Here is an 18,922-nt window from a genome sequence, read left to right as displayed (position 1 = left end):
GAGTTTTGGAAACATTACGCCGCAATATTCGCGATTTGGATTTTACCACATTTGGTGTATTGCTTTTGCTCGCAGTATGCGGCACGGTGGCCGTGGACGCCGCATCATCCGGTCCGCACCACATCGGCGTGCCCAGTCATATCATGACAAAGCAGATAGGTTATGAGGTGTTTGGCTGGCTGATGATGTTTGCGGCCACCTTGTTTGATTATCGCCTCTTGCGGCGTGTTCGCTGGTGGGTGTACGGTGCGTCGATTCTCGGGTTGCTCGCGGTGTTTGGCGCTACGCCGGTCAATGGCGCGCATTCGTGGATCAACCTCGGCGTGACCACCTTCCAGCCGTCCGAGTTGGCCAAGGTGACGATGATTCTGTTGATTGCCGCCTTTATGGCTGGTGTTGATGAATCTGAAGTGCCGGATTACCGGCTGCGCAGTGTATGGCCAATTGCGCCAATGTTTGTGGTGCCGTTTGCGCTCACGTTTAAGGAGCCTGCGCTGGGACAAGCTTTGGTGATGTTGGCCATCGTCATGACCATGTATACTGTCTTTGCAAAGAAATCCCATTTTATTGTCGTCATGTTTGTGGTTGTCGTGGTCGTGGTCGGCTTTACGGTGTTGGCGACCATGTTTCCAGTTCAATCGACCGACTTTATCAACAATGTGTTGGTCAAACACCATATTTTGAAATCCTACCAATCGGATCGCATTACGACCTGGCTCGATCCCAACTGGGACACGAACAACACGGGATATAATGTGCACATGGCGCAAATTACCATCGGCAGTGGTGAAGTCTTTGGTCAAGGATTTCTCAATGGCATCGGTTCCAAGGGCGGATGGGTGCCCAACCAGTGGACAGACTACATTTACTCCGCTGTCGGCGAAGAATTTGGTTTTGTCGGTTCTGCAGTGCTCATTTTACTGTTCTTGGTCTTGATTTATCGCTTGATCAAAGTGGCTCGCTCAGCGGGTGACAGGTTTGGTATGTATATCGTGATTGGCATCATTGGCATGTTCTCCTTTCAGGTGTTTGAGAACATCGGCATGGATATGTATTTAAGCCCTTCAACGGGGATTGCGTTGCCGTTTATCACGTACGGCGGCACATCGCTGGTCATTGACTATATTGCCGTTGGGGTAGCTCTGAGTGTAGGATTGCGCCGACGGAAAATGCGCTTTGATAACGCGCTTTGATTTCATGCGAATGGTGGCGAGTCCAGACGCCGTATTGATTATCGGGAGTAGAGACGAGGGAGAGAGAACGTGGAATTTTTGTTGGCGGATCGAATTGAGCGGTTGCCTTCGCAGTTTTTCGCATCGTTGACCAAACGGGTGGCGGAAGTGCAGGCGCTCGGGCACGATATCATCAATTTGGGGCAGGGAAATCCGGATTTGCCTACGCCACCGCACGTGGTCGAGGCACTGCGCACGGCTGTTCAGGACCCACGCACGCACAAATACTCGCCTTTTCACGGACTGCCAGCCCTAAAAGAAGCGGCGGCGGATTTTTATCGCCGGACGTACGGCGTCACGTTGGACCCAGAGCGGGAAGTGGCAATTTTGGTCGGCGGGAAGACTGGGTTGGTTGAAGTGGCTGAACTCTACTTGGAGCAAGGGGATATTGCGCTTGTGCCGGATCCTGGCTATCCGGACTATTTGAGCGGCATCGCCTTGGCAGGGGGGACGGCGAAATCGATGCCTATCACGGCGGCAAATGGCTATCTGCCCGATTTTGAGGCGGTCACGGCGTCTGAATGGGAACGCGCAAAAGTGTGGTATCTCAACTATCCGAACAACCCGACTGGCGCAGGGGCAACCAGCGCGTTTTTCGACGATGTGATTGCGCAGGCATCGCGGCACAATGTCATGGTTGTGCATGATTTCGCTTATGCGGCCATTGGCTACGATGGCAAACAGCCGCCATCGTTCCTGCAAGCGGCAGGCGCGAAAGATGTGGGGATCGAAATTTACACGTTGAGCAAAACCTACAACATGGCTGGCTGGCGCGTGGCTTTTGCGGTGGGAAACGCGGATGTGATTGCGCATCTGAATTTGTTGCAGGATCACTATTACGTCTCTATCTTTCCGGCTGTGCAAGAAGCGGCCATCGCCGCGCTCGGGGCGGATCAATCCGCTGTTGCCACACTTGTGGCGACATATCAGAAAAGAAGGGACGCTTTCTTGAACGCCGCAAGTGTACATGGTCTCCAAGCGCCAGCACCAGCAGGTTCCTTTTTTTGCTGGTTACCGGTGCCAGCTGGCTTGGATTCCATTTCGTTTGCCGAATCGCTCTTGGTCAACGCGCATGTCGCAGTCGCGCCCGGCCGTGGGTTTGGCGAACATGGCGAAGGCTATGTACGACTCGGTCTACTGACCACGGAACACAGATTAAAAGAGGCTGCTTGGCGGATTGCCCACTTTTGTCACACACAGCTCTGACGCATATTCACGATTCACAATCCAACCCTAGGCGCCCCGTTTCAGGGGCGCTCTGGACCCTCGCCAATCTGTGACTTCTGTCGGAATTTATCAGCCAATTCAATGAGCCAGATGTGATGATAAGGTTCCTGATATAACACGGGCTCGACACGCCTGTCCTCTGGTCCAAGTTTGTACATCCAAACCGTCGTTTGTTGTTCGATCCCCTCGTGCATGCGAATACCTAGGTGGATGGAGTCGCGATAGCCATTTTTATAGACAATGACGCCGAGTTGTCCATGCAGTTCAGCGACGATTGGCCGATAGCGCGGATTGCGGTAAACGGGCGCGTCAAACCATGGCGTTTGTCCGTTTTTATCGGTTTTGTAGCGCTGCCCATTTTCAATGACCACGACTTCAGCTCCATCAAGCGGCTGTCTGGTGCGTCCGTTGATGACGTTGACGCGCAGCTTCGCCGTTTTCCGCCGTGTGTAACCCCAACTTTTCGGGCCTTGGGGAACTTCAGATGAATTTGCAACCGCGTTTGAAGGCGGCGCCGATGGCGCATCTGTGCCATTGTTCGGCGCTGCAGGCTGGCTTTGTTTTGGAACTGCCGGTTGCGTCTGCTTTGGCGCCTTCGGCGGTTTTTCGCTTGGTTTTGTCGCCGATCCGTTTGCCGTGCTGTTGACGGGGGCAGGTTGGGCGACAGTCGGCATGGTGCGATGCACGCCGGTCTTTTCTGCATGCGGATTGGTCGGGATCGACAAAACGATCGCGACGGACACAAATCCGCAGAATAATACGTTTTTAAGCGATGGAAAACGCTTCATACGCCTGTAACTCCTTGCCTCTTCGTGTTAGGTGATTTGATAAAGCGAACGATTGACGTAATAAAATTGCAGAATTTGTGTGTAAGTTTGTCCTTGTTGTGCCCAGTATTGGCTGCCCCATTGCGCCATTTTTTGCGCATTGCGATACTGCCAGTTGGGGTTGTCCCTGATGCCTGCTCGGTAATTTAGCTCAAAAATTTCACCACCCGGTTTGGTGTAGGCGTCTCCGGCAATAGCGGCAAACGCCGCATTTGTCGTAGGCTGCCGCGAGTAGTAGCGGAACTGTTGAAAGTTTGTCGTATTGTCGACATCGAAGGTAAATCCGTCGATGGTGACAGGATGCAGGTGGTGGTACCACGCAAACATCTTGATGGCCATCGCGCCCGCTTTCAGCGATTCCGGATTCCAAGAGGGAAACCATTCGTTTGGCAGCACATCTTCGCAATAGTCCAAGTACGGCACAGCTTGAACGTACGAAATGGCGCCGCGCGGGTCTGGCTCGCCACTTGGGTTGTTCTCGCGAATGGCGACCCGAATGACGGTTGGTACGCTGGTGTTGTAAATCGTTTGGGCAGCGAACACATGGGGAACACTGGGCAGACACAAGGCTGCAGCGCAGGTTCCGACGGCAAGCGTCAATTTCAATGAACCATTCATCAGTGCACTTCCCTCGCTTTGCTGGGAATTTTGTTTTTACTTTGCCCAACCTGCTATGTGTCATGCACACGTCATAAAACAGATGTGACATCCGAAATGGTGGGTTGTAGAATGGAGGCAACCGTGCTCCAGAAATGAGGTGTGCAGTTTGCAAAAATTAAGTTTGACGGGAAAAGCGAAACATCAAACAGATGATCAAATGAAGGGGCTGTCCGCTGTATTGGTGGATGGCGATGATATTTTTGTAGACAATGGCGCGATTCACGCAAAGAGCCGTCTTGAGGTCGGCATTCAGTTCGTCAAATCGTTGGACGAAGTGCCAAACGCACGTCATATCCAAGGTTTGTGGATCACGCTCAAGCGGCAAGAAAACGGTTTGGGCTTCACTGGCGCCATGCCCTTTGATTTATGGATTGACGCTGGGCAAAAGATAGGGTACAAAAAATTGTCGGAGCAAGTGAACAACATGGACAAAGCCGTTCGCGGGATGGTGGATTTGAGCAAACTTGAGCCTTCACTGCGGATGAGCATTGGTCAGTATCTACAAAAAATTCGACCGGATTTGTGGGAAAATGCATCAGCAGATTTCCGCCATGCATTTGCGCTAGACGAGAAGTGATACACAGGGGGCAGTAAGGTCGTTGAATCAGAATGAAACGCCATTATTGGATACGCTTTTGCACCACGTCGAACGCGCGCCTGTTCAATTTCACATCCCGGGTCACAAACACGGTCGCGGCATGGACCAACGGTTTCGTGATTTTGTCGGGGATAAGGCGCTTTCGCTTGATCTCATCAACATCGCGCCGTTGGACGACTTGCACCATCCAACGGGCCCAATTAAGCGCGCGCAAGAGTTAGCCGCCTTGGCATTCGGCGCAGATTACACGTATTTTTCGGTGCAGGGGACAAGCACGGCGATTATGGCGATGATCCTGTCCACTGTGAGGCCGGGGGACAAGATTTTGGTGCCCCGCAATGTGCACAAGTCGGTCTTGACGGCCATTATTTTGGCGGACGCCAATCCAATTTTTTTGCATCCAGAACTGGATACGAATTTTGGCATTGCGCACGGTCTTTCCGTCGAGTGCGTGGCGGAGGCATTGGCGCTTCACCCGGATGTGCGCGCACTGGTGGTCATCAATCCGACGTATTTTGGGATTTCCGCTGATTTGACGCGGCTTGTCGATTTGGCGCACAGTTATGGGGTGCCTGTCCTCGTCGACGAGGCGCATGGCGTACACACTGGATTTCATTCCGAGTTGCCGTTGTCCGCCATGCAGGCGGGGGCGGATATGGCCGCGACCAGCGTGCACAAACTGGGCGGTTCGATGACGGGCTCCAGCGTGTTAAATGTCCGGGAAGGGATGATAGATCCCCGGCACGTACAAGTTGTTATGAGTATGTTGACAACGACATCAACCTCCTATTTGTTGTTGGCCTCACTTGATGTCGCTCGCAAGGAATTGGCGGAGCATGGACATGAACATATCTCGTATGCTTTGGGATTGGCGCTTGCTGCCCGTGAAAAAATCAATCAGATTCCTGGGTTGACGTGTTTGGATGAAACTTGTCTCGACAGCAGTGCGGCATTTGCGCTGGATCCAACAAAATTGACCGTTTCCGTAAAAGATCTTGGCTTGACGGGATACGATGTCGAGCGGATCTTGCGTGAAAATTACAATATTGAAGTGGAACTGAGCGATTTATACAACATTCTGTGTATTGTCTCATGGGGCGACACCGAGGCGGACATGGATGTGCTGGTGTCTGCATTGGCAGAAATCGCGGAGGCGTACCGGGATCGTCATGGTCGGCGGGAAGTGACTGTGAAGTTGCCAGCCATGCCGGAGTTGACCATGTCTCCTCGCTCTGCCTTTTACGCAAAGACGCAAGTCGTGCCGCTGCATGCTGCGATTGGGCGCATCATGGCCGAGATGGTGATGGTATACCCGCCAGGGATCCCTATTTTGATGCCTGGCGAAGTGGTGACACAGGTGAGTATTGACTATATCGAGGAAAACCTGCGGGCAGGCTTACCTGTGCAGGGGCCGGATGATCCCGAAATTCGTTATATTAAAGTCGTTCAAGATGGATGTTAGATCACCTGTGTTGCAGTAATCGCATTACGAGATGTGATTTAATGGGGATGACGTGGCACCGGAGTACCAACTTTATTTTCACTGGAGGTAATGATGATGAGTGAGTTGCATGTGGGTGACGTGGCGCCAAACTTTTCAAGTGTGGACCAGGATGGACAACCAGTTTCGCTCGCGTCTTTAGCGGGAAAAGTGGTTGTGTTGTACTTTTACCCGAAGGATGACACACCGGGATGCACCAAGGAAGCGTGCGCTTTTCGGGATATGCAGTCTGTATTTGCCGATGCTGGTGCCGTGATTTATGGTGTTTCCCGCGACTCGGCCGATGCGCATCAAAAATTCCGGGCGAAGTACACCTTGAATTTCCCGCTCTTGGTCGATGAAGATAGTCAGATCTGTGAAGCGTACGGTGTGCTCAAGGAAAAGAACATGTTTGGCAAGACGAGCATCGGCATCGAGCGCACCACTTTTGTCATTGATGCCGCTGGCAAGATTGCAGCCGTGTTTCCAAAGGTGAAAGTGGATGGCCATGCGGACGAGGTATTGGCTGCGGTTAAAGCCGCCCAGTAAAACAATGCACAGGTCTGATCAGCTTGATGCGTTACGTGTTGCATCGGCGTATAATAAAGGTGAAAGGGGGACGAATTTGAATGATTACCCTGACCGAAAACGCTGCGGAGAAATTGCGTGACATGTTGAACGACAGCGACCAAGAGCTGGACGCTTTGCGCATTTATACCAAGTTGGGTGGCTGTACAGGTTATAGTTACGCAATGGCCTTGGATATCCAAAAACCGAACGATTTGTCTTGGGATATCCATGGCGTAAAAGTGGTTGTTGATCCAGAGAGCATCGAGTTGATAGATGGCTCGGAAGTTGATTACGTCGATGATTTGACTGGCGAAGGGTTTAAAATCAACAATCCCAACGCCACGACCATGTGCGGTTGCGGTTCAAGTTTTCGAACTGCCGACAAAGCGGGGCAACCTGGTTCTTGCGAATGATTTACAGCCAGCCTGTGGTGTCATGCCACAGGCTTTTTGCTTTGTAGCACCATGCATGGGTCGCTTGATTCGTCAAAATATTAGAGGAGCGACGTTGTTTGTTTGAACAAGTACTGAAGGATCCGGTTCATGATGAGATTTTATTTGAGGACCCTTGGCTTTGGTCCCTGGTCAATACCCCAGCTTTTCAGCGGTTGCGACGCATACGTCAACTCGGAACGTCTTATTTGACATTTCACGGCGCAGAGCACACTCGCTTCGCGCATTCACTTGGCGCTTACGAGACGATGCGGCGCGTTCTTTCCCATCTGCAGCGGGAGTGTGGCTGGCCGACAGAAAAGCGCGACCTTCAACTTGCGCTGGCTGTGGCCTTGCTGCACGATATCGGCCATGGACCGTTTTCGCATACGTTTGAGTCCATTCTTGGCGTGCATCACGAGGACTGGACCCATCGCATTATTTTGGAAGAACCACAACTGCGTGCGCGATTGGATGAAATCGATGACACGTTTGCGGCAGATCTGGTGGCCATTTTAAAAAAGGATGGCCGGTTTCCAGCCATTGAAAATCTAATTTCGAGTCAACTTGATGTGGACAGAATGGATTATATGCTGCGGGATGCAAAAGCGACCGGTGTTTCGTACGGTCAGTTCGAGTTGGCGCGGTTGATTCGCTCATTCACGCTTGTCGATGAACGCGTATACGTAAAACAATTGAGCATGCACACGGTGGAGCAATACTTGTTGGCGCGTTACTTCATGTATGTGCAGGTGTATCTGCATCCTGTCACTGTGGGCAGCGATGTATTGGTGGAGAAAATTTTGATGCGCGTGCGGGATTTGCTCAAAGCGGGCATGGAATTCCAAATCCCCCCGACGCTCTACGATGTGCTTACTGCAGACATCGCGCCTATCAATGCCTATTTGCGATTGGACGAGTCCGTGCTGCTTTATGCATTTCACCTTTGGGCAGATGCAGCGGATGTTGTACTGGCTGATTTGGCGCGGCGTTTTCTAAACCGCCGTTTGTTTGCGCCAGTGGTTCGGCCAGAATTGACTCAGAGCGAAGCGGCGGCGTTGCGGACAATGGCCAAGGCGATGAATTTTTTGCCTGATTATTATGTCACAGGGCGTATTTGCCGCATTCCCGGTTATGAAATCCTCGGTCAAGGCATTAACATGGTGGACAAGGCGGGCAATTTAACTGACCTGAGCCAAGTGTCGAAATTGATTCGAACACTTGTCCCAAGTCAAGAGCACCGCCTGTTTTTGCCCAAGGAAATGCTGGAAGGAACGGATGAACCACTTGTGCGTCGAATTCAGTCCATCGTGTATGCGGGTCTTTAAGGTTGTCCTGACTTTAACGCCTTTTTCTGCTTCCACGGCTGAACCAGAACCACAAGACCAAAAGGACTAAGACCAATGCACCTATGTATGTGAGCGGCTTTAATTTTTCGTCGACAATATTCCAATGTGCATGGAGCGCTAGTCCTGCGTAAGTCAATGCAATATTCCATGGCAGCGAGCCGAGAATGGTGAAGAGGAGAAAGCGCCAGAGGGACATTTTGGCCACACCGGCAGGCAAGGAAACAAATGCGCGCACTGCCGGTACTAAACGTCCAATAAATATGGTGATCTCTCCGTATCTGTGAAACCAATGTTCAGCTTTGTGCAAATGTTGCTCGTTGAGTAGCACATATTTGCCAAATCGGCGGATGAATGACCGACCGCCATACAGGCCGATTCCATAGGCCACGAGGCTGCCAACCGCATTTGCGATGGTGGAAACGATGACGATGGTCCAAAAATTGAGCGTATGATGATACGCCAAATAACCGGCGAAAGGTAGTACCACTTCCGATGGAATGAGAATACAACAACTTTCCAAGGCCATCAGAAAAAAGATGGCTGTATTCCCGTAGTGTGAAATCAGCACACTAAGGCCAGACAACGTTCATCCCCCATTCATGGTTTCAGGTAAAATTTCAAATGGCAAGGCGAATGCAGTTGAACCTTGTTGCAGACGGTTCAAGTGCGCATCACCGTGGTAATCGTAACCGATTTATGCGAAAAAGTGAATGTGGATCATGATTTGCACAGTTTCGACAAGAAATATCCGTTGACAAGGGTTTGGTTTATCCCCAAAATGGTGGGGATGGTTTGCAACGTGACAAGTAACGTCAGTGAATGTGCAAAAATGCAACTCACTGACGGGGAAAGTTGAGGGTTATGCATGTCCCTGCTTCACGGTATTTTGAATGTCGTGTACGTGATCATGCAAATTTTCACCGGAGTGATTGGTGTATATCAAATTGCAATGTCGGTGTTTGGCATTTGGCATCGCAAGGAGAAAGTCATTCATCAACCAGAAAAAAAATTTGCTGTTGTTATTCCGGCACATAATGAGGACCGAGTGATTGGTCCGCTGATTGACAGTCTAAAGGCGCAGGATTATCCGACGTCGCTGTTTGATATCCACCTTATCGCTGACAATTGTACTGATCACACGGCAGATGTTGGACGCAATCACGGTGCGACAGTGCACGTTCGCATGGACAAGGAAAAACGCGGAAAAGGATTCGCCATCGAGTGGATGCTTGAACAATTTAAAGCTTCGAAACATCAGTATGACGCAATTGTGATGTTTGATGCGGACAATTTGGTCCATCCTGATTTTTTGCGCATCATGAACGACAAACTTTGTCGTGGACACAAAGTAATACAAGGTTATTTGGGCGTGAAAAATCCGTTCGATACTTGGGTCAGTGTGTCTATGGCAATATCTTACTGGTTTAGTAATCGGATGTGGCAAAAAGCGCGTCAAAATTTACGGCTTTCTTGTTCCTTGGGTGGCACAGGATTGTGTATCGATCACGGCTTGTTACAAGAAATGGGCTGGGATGCCACTGGTTTGACTGAGGATCTGGAATTTGGTGTGCGTTGCGTTGAACGCGGCGTCATCCCCATTTGGGCGCACGACGCGAAAGTGTACGACGAAAAGCCGACAGATATCTTATCGTCTTATCGGCAGCGTCTGCGCTGGATGCAAGGTCACTTTCACTGCGCGAAACACCATATGTTTCCGTTGATGAAACAGGGCATTATGGAGCGCAGTATGGTGAAATTTGATGCAGGGATTTATCTGTTTCAACCGATGCGCTTCTTAATTTTGTTCTTGACGTCGCTCATGATGCTCTTGCAGTTCAGTACGCCAAAAACAACCGTTGTGACGCATATTACGCATTTGTTACCGACGGATTTTTGGCTGGCAGTCAACCTGTTTTTGTATTTCCAAATGCCGCTTGCACTTTTGCTTGAACGAGTAAATTGGCGTGGATACTTCGGTTTGGCCCTGTTGCCATTGTTTTTGTGGACATGGGGTCCTGTGACTGCACAGGCGTACTTTACGAAGGCGAATCGTAAATGGTCGCACACAGAACACAAACGTTCCATACGGTTGGAGCAAATCAGGAGTCGTTGAAAAGATCGATAAGTCGACGAGTGGCGGCATGCGAAAGCGTGCCGCCACTTTCTGTTTTAATCTTCCTTTTGGCGCATCTCTTCTTGACCCAGCAGTTCCAATGCCGCCTGTATGGGCATGCCTGCTTGGATACCCAGTGATTCCGCTGTTTGTGTACAGCTTTCCACTGTTCCCTCAAGCAGTTCTGCCATCGTTTTGACGCCTGTCGCGCGCGCTGCGATGATGCCTCTGTGCGCAAGTTGTTCACGCAAAAGGGAAATATCTAGCGCACCACACATGACATAACCGATGTGGTTGCTCACAACAAGCAAATTCGTCTTGGGTAATGCTACATGCGTTGCAGTAAAAGGGTAATTTTCCACCCAAATCGGTTCCACACTGACCAAAGCTGATTCCTCCTTCGTATACCCGCATCTCCATCAAGTTATTCCACAAGGGCTTGGTTCGTTGACAGCAGATGTGACCAGATAAATTAGCGGGCGTCTCTTGGCTGCGAATCTCGGTCGAAGAACACCTGAAAATCCATCAAATTGATTGGCTCGAAGACTTTTTCACATGTCCCCTAGGTGTGATACGATAGGCATGTTTGTGGAAATGTACGCATAGCTGCAATCATGTTACTTTTGTACAGGGAAAGTGGTATCAAAACAGGGTTCAAAGTGCATGAATGATGTAGCGTTATGCATGGATTTTTTAAGGGAGTAGAGGAGGAATCGCATTGACTTCACGCATTGAAATCATCCGTGAGCTGTGTGACGCATATGGTGTATCTGGCCATGAGTCGAATGTCAGGAAATTGTATGAGCGTTACTTGACGCCTGTTTCAGAACGTGTGGAACGTGACAATATGGGCAGCGTTGTCGGAGTGAAAACGGGAGATGCTTCAGGACCACGTGTGCTGATTGCGGGCCATCTTGATGAGATTGGCCTAATGGTCAGCCACATCACCAATAGCGGATTTTTGAAGTTTCAAACGCTGGGTGGCTGGTGGTCGCAAGTCATGCTTTCCCAACGCGTTGTTGTGCAGACGCGCAAAGGCGAAGTCATCGGAGTGACTGGTTCAAAGCCGCCACACATCTTGCCTGCCAGCGAGCGAAACAAAGTGGTCGAGATCAAGGACATCTTTATTGATATCGGCGCTTCCAGCAAGGAAGAAGCAGAAGAGATGGGTGTGCGCTTAGGGGATCCGATTGTACCTTGGAGCCCATTCACGCAGATGGCCAACAGCAAGTTGTACATGGGCAAGGCGCTGGATAATCGACTTGGCTGTGCGACAGCTTTGGAAGTGCTGCGCGATTTACAAAGTGAGATGCATCCGAATGTCGTGTATGCGGGGGCAACCGTCCAAGAAGAAGTGGGTCTGCGCGGTGCAAGAACGCTGGTCAACAAGATTCAGCCAGATATTGCGATCGCCCTGGATGTAGGGGTGGCTGGCGATACACCAGGCATCAGTGAAGATCAACGCGGTTATTTGGCCGATGTGGGGAAGGGCCCGCTCATCATGCTTTATGATGCCTCTATGATTCCAAACACGCGCTTTCGTGATTTCGTCCTGGATACGGCGAGTGATGCGGGCATTCCGGTTCAACTTGAGACGATGGCCGGCGGCGGAACCGATGCTGGGCAATTCCATTTGTATGGCGCTGGTGTGCCAAGCATCGCCATCGGGCATGCGACACGGTACATACACAGCCACAATGCAGTGTTTCATCAGGATGATTTCGACAATGGCGTGCGTTTGGTCGTGGAATTGGTCAAACGTTTGGACACGACAGTGGTCAAAGAAATCCAAGAGTGGTAAAGTGGATGGACAATGGGCGTCAAAATGCTTTGGCGCCCGCCCTATCGGGGAGGGCACAGCGTAGATGCAAGATTTATCACACTTTGTACAAGGTTTATGGGTGAATGCGCCATTGATGGCAGCGGTTTGTGCAATTTTACTGACACAGCTTTTAAAAGTGCCTGTGCACTATGCACAAACGCGCACGTGGGAATTACATAAAGTGATTGACGCTGGCGGCATGCCAAGTTCGCACGCGTCAGGCGTGGTTGCATTGACCACTGCGCTCGCTTTTGTCGTGGGGCCGCAATCTCCCGTTTTTGCGACCTCTGTTGTTTTTGCGGCGATTGTGCTGTATGACGCTGGCGGGATTCGCAGACACGCTGGGGAGCACGCTGTGTTGCTCAACCGCATTGCAATGGAATTTTCACGGCAAAATATTGGAGCGCCAGCGGCAACGGAAGAGACAGAGGGCGAGCGCCTCAAGGAAATATTGGGTCATGAACCGGCCGAAATTTTTGTCGGTGCAGTCATTGGTCTCATTATTGGAACTGTATTTGGAAAGTGGTGGTAAGCGACTTGGCGGATTCACAATCACATGTCGTTTGGCAATCTGCAAGTGGTTATCATGAGAATGCAGAAAAACGCAATCCAACCCCACATTCGGTACTTGTCTTTCCGATTTTAGATCATCATCTGGTCTTTGTGCGTCACCCCTTTCGCGGTTGGGAGGTACCCGGCGGCAAAGTGGAGTCACATGAATCACCTGAACAAGCCGTTCGTCGCGAAGCGTGGGAAGAGTCAGGCCTGATTCTAACAGCGCCGCTACAATGGATAGCAGAGTATCAAATTCAGACAACGGGTGGTCCGCGTGCAAAGTGGATATACATCGCTCATGTATATGACATTAAATCGCGCCCGCCCGCATCGGAAATGATAGACGTTCAGTTGTTTCGGCCAGTCATTTCTCCCTCGGAGGCGCGCCGCAGATCTGATATCAGTCCGGTATTGCAAGATGACATTTATGCACTTGTCTGGCCGAATGTCTGCAGTGCGTTGTGATCGAGCTGAGCGATGGATTTACCGTCAGAGAGGTCGATTGAGGCGTCGAGTGCGGCGCTTTTAGGCAACAAGTGTTTTTTGTTTGGATGGAGAAAGGGGATGAATGCGCATGTTTATCACACAAACGCATCGCGAACAAGTCCGCGTGTGGCTACAAGGGCTGGATGAACGCGTGCAGTGGATGTTGCGCCTATCCAGTCGGCAAGATGCATGGGAGCAAGATTTAACTTGGCGTCTGGCCGCCGAGCGCGCGCTACACACCAGTGTAGAATACACAACGGACATTGGTTCGCTGATTATCGATGCACTCGTCATGCGTGATCCTGGCGGGTATGCCGATATTCTAAAAATACTGGTTGAGGAACGTGTCCTTGAGTCCCAGTGGTTTGAACAATTTGAACCCATCATCTCACTCCGTGCGCGTTTTATTCGTGATCATGCGAATGTGCGCCCCGAAGAAGTCAGAGATGCCATTTGTACATACGCAAACCTGTTTCCGCCATTTGCAGCTGCAGTTGCAGATTATCTCGAACTCTAAGCGCCAAAGCGGCGGTTGGCGATTTGATGAACCGGTGCCGCATCTTCAGGTGTTTTGGGCAAGTATATTTCGACGTGACAGTGGCGCTTGACGCCAAACGTAAGCGCGCCGCGTCGACTTTCGACCAAGACATCGATGTGGTTGCCGCGAATGGCGCCACCAGTGTCCTCTGCTACACGCCATCCCACGCCGTCAATGCGCAACAGTGCGCCATATGGAATCACGGTTGGATCCACGGCCACAGTTCGGCCGGACGCTGCGGATGTGCCAGTAGCGGTCACACCATACCCAGGGTCACCAGGATCTTTCCCTGTCGATATTTTGTCCAGGTTGTATGCGGTTAACGTAAATGTCCCTTCCTTTGCTGTGTAATCTCGTAAATCAAAAACCTTGCCAAATGCCGAGACCGCTTCGTTGTCTCGCGGCAATTCAGCCGATTGCTGTGCAGAGGCATGCGCACACGTTGCAAACCACATGATGATGGCACATAACATCGTACTTGCCCAACGCTCTGACTGTAAAATACTGAGTCTTTTGTTCATACTTGTACCGTGACCAAATGAGCTGGATTGTATGCATCAAAATGATATTGGTTTTATGTTCCATACATTGGTGTCGTGGCTGGCGAACCCAGAGAAACCTTGCAAATCAGTTTAACAAAGTGTATAGTAATACCCGTTCCTGTTAACAACTCATGAGCCATTAGCTCAGTCGGTAGAGCACCTGACTTTTAATCAGGGTGTCCCGCGTTCGAGTCGCGGATGGCTCACCAAGAACAATCGCGCAATCACGTAGATTGTCGGTATGGGTCCACGATTTAGGCGTGGGCCCATTTCGTGTTTAGTTGATGTAAATGCGTCGATACGCAAGTCCAGTGGGTTTCACACTGTGAAAACAATCGCTCAATTGGAGGTATATTGTGAAGCCTGTTCTATTCGATGTACCAGAGCGCGTCGAAACCGAACGCCTCATACTTAGAGCGCCACAGTCCGGCGATGGCGTTCATCTGCACACGGCAATCAAACACTCATTTGCCTCTCTTTCGGAATGGATTTTTGATCACATTCCAGAAATGGACGAAGCGGAAGAAATCGTCCGTAAGAGCTACGCTCGGTTTTTATTGCGAGAGCGTTTGGAATTTTATATGTTTGAAAAAGCATCCGGGCTGTTTGTGGGATCATGCCAGCTTCTCGGGATTCAGTGGCGCGTCAAACGGTTCGAAATTGGCTATTGGATCACGGATTCAGCCTCTAAAAAAGGATATATGACCGAAGCCGTACATCAACTCACAGATCTGGCATTTCGCCATTTTGGCGCGAATCGGGTCGAACTGCGGTGTGACAGCAAGAATGGCGCTAGCCGCAAGGTGGCCGAACGCTGCGGCTATCATCTGGAAGCCATTCTCATCAACGACTATATGAAGCCGTTTGCCGAGATCGAAGAAATCGTCGATACCTGTCTATATGCTCAAGTCAGACTGAACGATGGCTCATATGGCTATCCAACGCATCGGCCGGTTTGAGTTGAATGAGCCTGCATCCGCCGAGAAAGCCCGGTTCTGTCACGTATTGATACCGCGCTTTGCGATATTCGTCCACATGGGCAAAATGAACGTGGCCACAGAAAATTCCCCAAATGTTCTCACTAGAGCCTTCCAAAAGCCATTGACGAAACGTCGCTGTGCTATCGTCCACGTCCCGAACATGCCAGCGCTGCTGCTCTTCAGTTGTCCACGTGGTCGCGCCCATCATAATTGGCGCTTGCCATCTCTGGCGCACGTCTGGTTCGAGGGAAGGCACATATAAAGGGATGTGCATAAACAGCAAGCAAGGGCCTCGTTTTGCGTGCTCTTCGACGTAGTGGAATTGAGCAGGCGTCACTTGATAATTGCTGTTGTCGATCGCGATCAAATTTACGCCGCCCAACTCCAACTGTTCGCAGCCTGGCGCATGATGGGACCACGCGCGAAATTTGCTATAGTTGCGCAATCTTAATTCATCGCTGGCAGCTAGGTGGGGATAACTCCAGTCGTGATTCCCCATGGTATATAAATATGGCGCCTTCAAAGTTTCAAATTCCTGCTTGATTCCCTCCAGATTGGCATGTGATGGAAAGTCGATGATATCTCCAGTGAACACCGCACCGTCGACATGATGTCCGTTGCACAATCGTATGTGCGCCGCAAAAATTTCCCTTGAGGTGACGTCGTCGAAACTTTGGAAGACTTTTGTTCTCTCAGCGGCGATTTGTTGAATTTCTTTTTCGTCTTTGGCGTTCACTTCTGTCAAATGGCTGTCAGTGATTTGCATGATTGAGATCTCTTTTTGCAAACCTGGTATGCGGATAAGCGTTTCCATTGGATGCAGATGTTTTTTCATTCTCTCATCCTCCAGTTTTTTCATCGGACAATGCGGTTGCGTATGGCAAACACGACCGCCTGTGTGCGATCCTCCACACGAAATTTTTGCAGCACGCGGTGCACGTGCGTCTTGACCGTGCTTTCTCTGATATGAAGGACATGCGCAATTTGGTCGTTGCGCAACCCGTAAGCCATCTGTTGCAAAACTTCAAGTTCTCGTTCTGTGAACGATTCTACAATGTTCGCATCCAGCGAAATATCATCTAGGAGTTCATCCTTGTGATTGAAGGCTTGGGCAATAACTTTGGCGGCGATGGCGGTGCGAAAAATGGATTCTCCTCGATGCGCAGAGTAAATTGCGTCGAGCAATTCTTCAGGGGTGGCATCTTTCAGCAGATAACCCACAGCGCCAGAGCGAATCCCATCATAAACGTAATCCTCCAAATCAAACGTGGTCAGAATGACAATTTTGCAGTCAGGCAGGATCTGGAGAATGTCGCGTGTTGCATCCAGTCCATTGTAGTTTGGCATTTGGACATCCATCAAGAGGACATTTGGTCGGTGCGCGCGGGCCAATTCAATCGCCTCGCGTCCGTCGCCTGCTTCTCCAATGACGCGCATGTCTGTCTGCGCGTTGATGACATAACGCAGTCCTTGGCGGATCAACGGTTGATCATCGACAATGCCTACGCGGATAGGTGATTCGGTCATGGTTTTTCCCCTTTCACCGCCTGATCGTCAAGTGGTATGCGCACAGTCAATTCCAGTCCATGCGGTTTGACAGGTCGCATGACGAGTGTTCCTCCAATTCTTTCACACCGCGCTTTCATTCCTGACAGGCCAAAGCCTGGAACGGGCGGCGCTGAGGCGTCAAATTTTCCGTCGTCTCGCACGGTGATGATGATTTGTTCGTCAGTCTCCCGGATATTGACCCACACTCGTGTCGCGTCGGCGTGGCGAATGATGTTGGTGAGCGCTTCTTGCAGTGAGCGATAGAGCACATCAGCGGCTGACTGTGACCATTGGCTGATAGGCTGTGCAACCTCCATCAAGACGTTGAGGTGTGTCTCTGTGTTCACTTGATTGATCAAGGCACGGAGTGCGACAATACCAAGCCCGGCGTCGTCAGCCGCCATGTTGTGGACGGAGGTTCGCACATCTTTCAGATTTCGCCGCGCAACATCAAGCACATTTTGCAGCACGTTTGGCACTTCGCTCGCATCGGATTTCATGATGTGTGGTAGGGCTTGCAATTGCACAATCATGGATGTCAATCCATGTCCAATGCTATCGTGAATGTCCCGCGCAATCCGCGTCCGCTCATATTGGACCGCGTACTGTAGGGATCGAACAGATGAATCCTGCAATTCAGCGTGTGCCTGCTGTAGTTCCTCATGCGCTTTTTGGAGTCGCCCATGGATTTCGGTCAACTCCGCAAGATGGCGCTGGGTCAGCGCTCTGGCTTCCCGCCGCATCCGCAGACCAAACAGGCCCGCATAAATCCCTGCGTCCGCGCCGATGAAAAACGGCACAGCCGTAGAATTGACATGTGAACAATACAACCATAGCGTTGTTTCGGATATGAGCACAAGTGCCGCTAAGACAACGGACACGCTGTTTGACGTTTGCAGCGCAATGTAACCAATTAAGAAATAGAATAATGAAGGCGCCAATGTCTCGCCATGAAACCAGATCCAATCGGTGGCTGTCAGTGCGCAGACCACCAAAACGGCGATCACGTTCCAAGTATTTTTGGTCGGTACAGGCATCCAGATTAGTCTAAGATACACAACGCATAAAACGACATTGGCCGCAGTGTATCCAAATGAAGTGCTTGGAATGGCAAAGATGGCGCTCAGGATGAGCAACAAACTGTATATGATGGACGCAGAACGTCGTGAAATTTTATCGGCAATGACATCGAACCAGCGATTTATGTTCTTGTTCATTTATCGTTTACACCGCAATCTATTTCGTGTCTCCTAGTCAGGGCCAATCATTCCTTTCCCCCACGTTATATCATACATGTGCTGGAAAGAGGCGTTTTGCCCGTTGGCGCACAGCCAATCGTTGCGCGCCTAAACTGACGCCAAAATAGAGCAGAAGACTCACAGAAGCGACTTGACCGCTATCTGCCATGTCAATTGCCAAATGAAGTCCTAGCGCAAAGAGCCATAGCAATATATTGAGCCATGTTCCTCGTTGCATGATGGTGGTGCCATCTAGCCAAAGCCGGATTGCAACGCTGCCTCGCCAATAGCCGATACCTGCGGCAGGACCGGCTAAACTGACAATAAACAAGATGATTTCTATGGGGGAGAGTGGGTTTTGTTTTGCGTATGCCATGAACTCCACAAACCCCAAAACAATCAGGATGATGGGGAGAACCGTGCTGCGAATGGGACGAGTCATGGACTGTCGCCATAAAATCAGCAGAAGTATGACCGAATCAATCAGTATCGTGGACGTCCCCATAATATACCCTCGTTTCATGCTGTTTTGTGTTGCGTAAAACAGAGAATAAGCCATGGGCCAACGCTTTTCGTCCATCTGGGGAGTGATTGTTCTCTGGGGCATCCATCTAGAGGTGGAGCAACCGCCGCCAATTAACATAATCACTCATTGACTTTGCGAAATTGAGCGCCTAAAATTACTCTGTTGTTCGACAAAAGCCGACAATTTTCGATGGCGGCGGT

General features: G+C 50.5%; 22 protein-coding genes and 1 tRNA gene. 14 read left to right on the top strand and 9 right to left on the bottom strand.

All coding sequences use genetic code 11. The annotated features are described in order from the left end of the window. The first annotated feature begins 5 nt into the window (after positions 1-5). Both ACFSB2_RS22945 and ACFSB2_RS22940 read left to right on the top strand, forming a co-directional pair. The gene (locus ACFSB2_RS22945) at positions 6-1,193 is read left to right on the top strand and encodes an FtsW/RodA/SpoVE family cell cycle protein (RefSeq protein WP_377945410.1); all 1,188 of its coding nucleotides are present in this window, start codon (positions 6-8) and stop codon (positions 1,191-1,193) included. 69 nt (positions 1,194-1,262) lie between these two features. Then, the gene (locus ACFSB2_RS22940) at positions 1,263-2,438 is read left to right on the top strand and encodes a pyridoxal phosphate-dependent aminotransferase (protein ID WP_377945409.1); all 1,176 of its coding nucleotides are present in this window, start codon (positions 1,263-1,265) and stop codon (positions 2,436-2,438) included. Between the two features lie 41 nt (positions 2,439-2,479). Here the strand turns inward: ACFSB2_RS22940 and ACFSB2_RS22935 are convergent, their stop codons facing one another. Together ACFSB2_RS22935 and ACFSB2_RS22930 are read right to left on the bottom strand one after the other, a co-directional pair. Next, entirely contained in the window at positions 2,480-3,247 is a 768-nt protein-coding gene (locus ACFSB2_RS22935; protein WP_377945408.1) for a hypothetical protein, read from the bottom strand. A 27-nt stretch (positions 3,248-3,274) separates the two neighbouring features. After that, positions 3,275-3,904 carry a SpoIID/LytB domain-containing protein gene (locus ACFSB2_RS22930; protein WP_377945407.1) on the bottom strand — a complete coding sequence of 210 codons (630 nt, stop codon included), beginning with the start codon at positions 3,902-3,904 and terminating at the stop codon, positions 3,275-3,277. A gap of 148 nt (positions 3,905-4,052) precedes the next feature. Here ACFSB2_RS22930 and ACFSB2_RS22925 point away from each other — a divergent pair, with 148 nt between their 5' ends. The 5 genes from ACFSB2_RS22925 to ACFSB2_RS22905 all read left to right on the top strand — a co-directional run bounded on the left by ACFSB2_RS22925 (position 4,053) and on the right by ACFSB2_RS22905 (position 8,353). Continuing rightward, on the top strand, positions 4,053-4,523 hold the full coding sequence (locus tag ACFSB2_RS22925) for a YwhD family protein (protein ID WP_377945406.1): 471 nt from the start codon (positions 4,053-4,055) through the stop codon (positions 4,521-4,523). A gap of 22 nt (positions 4,524-4,545) precedes the next feature. Further along, entirely contained in the window at positions 4,546-6,006 is a 1,461-nt protein-coding gene (locus ACFSB2_RS22920) for an aminotransferase class I/II-fold pyridoxal phosphate-dependent enzyme (protein ID WP_377945405.1), read from the top strand. A 96-nt stretch (positions 6,007-6,102) separates the two neighbouring features. Next, complete coding sequence (gene bcp, locus ACFSB2_RS22915; RefSeq protein WP_377945404.1) at positions 6,103-6,573, top strand: thioredoxin-dependent thiol peroxidase; 471 nt, start codon at positions 6,103-6,105, stop codon at positions 6,571-6,573. An 80-nt stretch (positions 6,574-6,653) separates the two neighbouring features. Continuing rightward, the gene (locus tag ACFSB2_RS22910; protein WP_377945403.1) at positions 6,654-7,007 is read left to right on the top strand and encodes a HesB/IscA family protein; all 354 of its coding nucleotides are present in this window, start codon (positions 6,654-6,656) and stop codon (positions 7,005-7,007) included. Between the two features lie 98 nt (positions 7,008-7,105). Continuing rightward, complete coding sequence (locus ACFSB2_RS22905; protein ID WP_377945402.1) at positions 7,106-8,353, top strand: HD domain-containing protein; 1,248 nt, start codon at positions 7,106-7,108, stop codon at positions 8,351-8,353. Positions 8,354-8,366: 13 nt separating this feature from the next. Here ACFSB2_RS22905 and ACFSB2_RS22900 read toward each other — a convergent pair whose 3' ends face one another. Continuing rightward, positions 8,367-8,957 carry a DedA family protein gene (locus ACFSB2_RS22900; protein ID WP_377945401.1) on the bottom strand — a complete coding sequence of 197 codons (591 nt, stop codon included), beginning with the start codon at positions 8,955-8,957 and terminating at the stop codon, positions 8,367-8,369. Between the two features lie 282 nt (positions 8,958-9,239). On the opposite strand from ACFSB2_RS22900, the gene ACFSB2_RS22895 reads away from it, so the two are divergent. After that, complete coding sequence (locus tag ACFSB2_RS22895; RefSeq protein ID WP_377945400.1) at positions 9,240-10,487, top strand: glycosyltransferase family 2 protein; 1,248 nt, start codon at positions 9,240-9,242, stop codon at positions 10,485-10,487. A gap of 56 nt (positions 10,488-10,543) precedes the next feature. On the opposite strand, the gene ACFSB2_RS22890 is transcribed toward ACFSB2_RS22895, so the two are convergent. Next, positions 10,544-10,873 carry a YunC family protein gene (locus ACFSB2_RS22890; RefSeq protein WP_377945399.1) on the bottom strand — a complete coding sequence of 110 codons (330 nt, stop codon included), beginning with the start codon at positions 10,871-10,873 and terminating at the stop codon, positions 10,544-10,546. 332 nt (positions 10,874-11,205) lie between these two features. Here ACFSB2_RS22890 and ACFSB2_RS22885 point away from each other — a divergent pair, with 332 nt between their 5' ends. The 4 genes from ACFSB2_RS22885 (at position 11,206) to ACFSB2_RS22870 (ending at position 13,867) form a co-directional block, all read left to right on the top strand. Further along, a complete protein-coding gene (locus ACFSB2_RS22885; RefSeq protein ID WP_377945398.1) occupies positions 11,206-12,288 on the top strand; it encodes a M42 family metallopeptidase in 1,083 nt (360 codons plus the stop codon). Between the two features lie 64 nt (positions 12,289-12,352). Continuing rightward, positions 12,353-12,841: a divergent PAP2 family protein gene (locus tag ACFSB2_RS22880; RefSeq protein WP_377945397.1), complete on the top strand. Its 489-nt coding sequence runs from the start codon at positions 12,353-12,355 to the stop codon at positions 12,839-12,841. A 5-nt stretch (positions 12,842-12,846) separates the two neighbouring features. After that, complete coding sequence (locus ACFSB2_RS22875) at positions 12,847-13,329, top strand: NUDIX domain-containing protein (protein WP_377945396.1); 483 nt, start codon at positions 12,847-12,849, stop codon at positions 13,327-13,329. A 109-nt stretch (positions 13,330-13,438) separates the two neighbouring features. After that, positions 13,439-13,867, top strand: a complete 429-nt coding sequence (locus tag ACFSB2_RS22870; RefSeq protein ID WP_377945395.1) for a DUF86 domain-containing protein — start codon at positions 13,439-13,441, stop codon at positions 13,865-13,867. Here ACFSB2_RS22870 and ACFSB2_RS22865 read toward each other — a convergent pair. Continuing rightward, positions 13,864-14,409: a 3D domain-containing protein gene (locus tag ACFSB2_RS22865; RefSeq protein WP_377945394.1), complete on the bottom strand. Its 546-nt coding sequence runs from the start codon at positions 14,407-14,409 to the stop codon at positions 13,864-13,866. The genes ACFSB2_RS22870 and ACFSB2_RS22865 overlap by 4 nt on opposite strands. 154 nt (positions 14,410-14,563) lie before the next feature. Here ACFSB2_RS22865 and ACFSB2_RS22860 point away from each other — a divergent pair. Together ACFSB2_RS22860 and ACFSB2_RS22855 are read left to right on the top strand one after the other, a co-directional pair. Next, positions 14,564-14,639 (top strand) — tRNA-Lys (locus ACFSB2_RS22860). A 147-nt stretch (positions 14,640-14,786) separates the two neighbouring features. Continuing rightward, on the top strand, positions 14,787-15,389 hold the full coding sequence (locus ACFSB2_RS22855; RefSeq protein ID WP_377945393.1) for a GNAT family N-acetyltransferase: 603 nt from the start codon (positions 14,787-14,789) through the stop codon (positions 15,387-15,389). On the opposite strand, the gene ACFSB2_RS22850 is transcribed toward ACFSB2_RS22855, so the two are convergent. From ACFSB2_RS22850 to ACFSB2_RS22835, 4 genes are all read right to left on the bottom strand, one after another. Next, positions 15,340-16,245, bottom strand: a complete 906-nt coding sequence (locus tag ACFSB2_RS22850; protein WP_377945392.1) for a metallophosphoesterase family protein — start codon at positions 16,243-16,245, stop codon at positions 15,340-15,342. The genes ACFSB2_RS22855 and ACFSB2_RS22850 overlap by 50 nt on opposite strands. 20 nt (positions 16,246-16,265) lie before the next feature. After that, positions 16,266-16,937, bottom strand: a complete 672-nt coding sequence (locus tag ACFSB2_RS22845; RefSeq protein ID WP_377945391.1) for a response regulator — start codon at positions 16,935-16,937, stop codon at positions 16,266-16,268. Further along, complete coding sequence (locus tag ACFSB2_RS22840; RefSeq protein ID WP_377945390.1) at positions 16,934-18,175, bottom strand: sensor histidine kinase; 1,242 nt, start codon at positions 18,173-18,175, stop codon at positions 16,934-16,936. Before ACFSB2_RS22840 ends, ACFSB2_RS22845 begins: the two co-directional genes overlap by 4 nt. A 70-nt stretch (positions 18,176-18,245) precedes the next feature. Further along, on the bottom strand, positions 18,246-18,701 hold the full coding sequence (locus tag ACFSB2_RS22835) for a hypothetical protein (RefSeq protein WP_377945389.1): 456 nt from the start codon (positions 18,699-18,701) through the stop codon (positions 18,246-18,248). Positions 18,702-18,922: the final 221 nt, after the last annotated feature.

The organism is Alicyclobacillus fodiniaquatilis (genome assembly GCF_042678105.1).
Taxonomy (GTDB): domain Bacteria; phylum Bacillota; class Bacilli; order Alicyclobacillales; family Alicyclobacillaceae; genus Alicyclobacillus; species Alicyclobacillus fodiniaquatilis.
The sequence above is the reverse complement of the archived record's forward strand: the minus strand, read 5'-3'. Positions and strand labels throughout refer to the sequence as shown.

Excerpts from the sequence above, each read along its gene's own strand:
- ACFSB2_RS22865 (WP_377945394.1), bottom strand. The coding sequence starts at position 14,409 with ATGAACAAAAGACTCAGTATTTTACAGTCAGAGCGTTGGGCAAGTACG.
- ACFSB2_RS22845 (WP_377945391.1), bottom strand. The coding sequence starts at position 16,937 with ATGACCGAATCACCTATCCGCGTAGGCATTGTCGATGATCAACCGTTG.
- bcp (WP_377945404.1), top strand. The coding sequence starts at position 6,103 with ATGAGTGAGTTGCATGTGGGTGACGTGGCGCCAAACTTTTCAAGTGTG.
- ACFSB2_RS22930 (WP_377945407.1), bottom strand. The coding sequence starts at position 3,904 with ATGAATGGTTCATTGAAATTGACGCTTGCCGTCGGAACCTGCGCTGCA.
- ACFSB2_RS22850 (WP_377945392.1), bottom strand. The coding sequence starts at position 16,245 with ATGAAAAAACATCTGCATCCAATGGAAACGCTTATCCGCATACCAGGT.
- ACFSB2_RS22835 (WP_377945389.1), bottom strand. The coding sequence starts at position 18,701 with ATGGGGACGTCCACGATACTGATTGATTCGGTCATACTTCTGCTGATT.
- ACFSB2_RS22870 (WP_377945395.1), top strand. The coding sequence starts at position 13,439 with ATGTTTATCACACAAACGCATCGCGAACAAGTCCGCGTGTGGCTACAA.
- ACFSB2_RS22910 (WP_377945403.1), top strand. The coding sequence starts at position 6,654 with ATGATTACCCTGACCGAAAACGCTGCGGAGAAATTGCGTGACATGTTG.
- ACFSB2_RS22880 (WP_377945397.1), top strand. The coding sequence starts at position 12,353 with ATGCAAGATTTATCACACTTTGTACAAGGTTTATGGGTGAATGCGCCA.
- ACFSB2_RS22840 (WP_377945390.1), bottom strand. The coding sequence starts at position 18,175 with ATGAACAAGAACATAAATCGCTGGTTCGATGTCATTGCCGATAAAATT.
- ACFSB2_RS22935 (WP_377945408.1), bottom strand. The coding sequence starts at position 3,247 with ATGAAGCGTTTTCCATCGCTTAAAAACGTATTATTCTGCGGATTTGTG.
- ACFSB2_RS22895 (WP_377945400.1), top strand. The coding sequence starts at position 9,240 with ATGTCCCTGCTTCACGGTATTTTGAATGTCGTGTACGTGATCATGCAA.